Source organism: Dietzia maris (assembly GCF_014144855.1).
Lineage (GTDB): Bacteria > Actinomycetota > Actinomycetes > Mycobacteriales > Mycobacteriaceae > Dietzia > Dietzia kunjamensis.
This window is the reverse complement of the sequence record NZ_JAALDN010000518.1, coordinates 1-1,044: the sequence shown is the minus strand read 5'-3', so window position 1 is coordinate 1,044 and position 1,044 is coordinate 1. Positions and strand designations below refer to the sequence as shown.

General features: G+C 73.1%; 1 protein-coding gene. It reads right to left on the bottom strand.

Annotated elements, in window-relative coordinates; all coding sequences use genetic code 11:
• Window positions 1-211 precede the first annotated feature (211 nt).
• Window positions 212-982, bottom strand: coding sequence for a cobalt-precorrin-6A reductase (locus tag G6024_RS15525; protein ID WP_159149114.1), 771 nt, complete (start codon window positions 980-982; stop codon window positions 212-214).
• Window positions 983-1,044: the final 62 nt, after the last annotated feature.

Genomic DNA, 1,044 nt, shown 5'->3' with positions numbered 1-1,044 from the left:
GACTCGCCGAATTTCTCGGCGCGGTGGAGCGTCCGACCACCGTCTCGGCCGACCGGGTCATCGGCCTGCACGAACTCACCGAACCGATGGCGGAGCAGGTGGTGCGGGTGCTGGCACCGATGGGGATGATCTTCGACGCCGAATCGCCCTGGGTGACGGCTTTCCCGTGAGGTCGGTTCTGTGGTGAGGTCGGCTCAGCAGTTGGGCAGGCTCAGCGCGCGCCGAACCGCTCGACCAGCCAGCGGGCGGCGTCCTCGACGGAGTGCACGGTCTCAGGGACCCGAGGGGCCTGCGGGGTCTCGGGCCGGTCCACCATCACCACCGGTATGCGCAGGTCGCGGGCGGCGGCGAGCTTGGCCTCGGAGGTGGCTCCGCCGCTGTTGCGGGTGACCAGCACGTCGATCCGGTGGCGGGACATTAGCGTCCGCTCGGACTCCACCCCGAAGGGGCCCCGGTCCAATACCAGCAGGTAGCGGTGCGGCAGCGCCCCGGGGGGCGGCTCGGAGCACCGGATGAGATACGACCCCCGGGTGTCCCCGGCGAACGCGGACGCGCCCTGCTTGCCGACCGTGAGCATCGGCCGGCGGAAACGCTCCCGCACCACGTGGGCCGCGGTCTGCATGTCCGGGACGCGGATCCACTCGTCGCCCGCCTGCTCGGTCCACGGCGGGCGGTGCAGGCGGAGCAGCGGCGTGGCCGTCTCGCGCGCGGCGTGGACCGCGGACACCGAGATCTGGTCGGCGAACGGGTCGGTCGCGTCGATGACGGCGCTGACGCCGTTCTCGCGCATCCAGTGCGTTAATCCCTCCGCACCTCCGAAGCCACCGATCCGCACCTCCCCACGGGGGAGTCTCGGCCGCGTGACCTTGCCCGCCAGCGAGGTGACGACGTCCAGCCCGGCGGTGACCATGAGGTCGGCGAGTCGACGGGCCTCGCCCGTGCCCCCTAGCACCAGGATCAGGCCGGGCGAGCCTCCCGGCATCGCGGTCGCGGACGGGGCGACGGGCTGAGACCGCGGGGCCTCCGGGGCGGGCGCGGGCCGCG

Bases quoted from the DNA above. Each gene is read 5' to 3' on its own strand.
- G6024_RS15525 (WP_159149114.1), bottom strand. From the start codon at position 982: ATGCCGGGAGGCTCGCCCGGCCTGATCCTGGTGCTAGGGGGCACGGGC.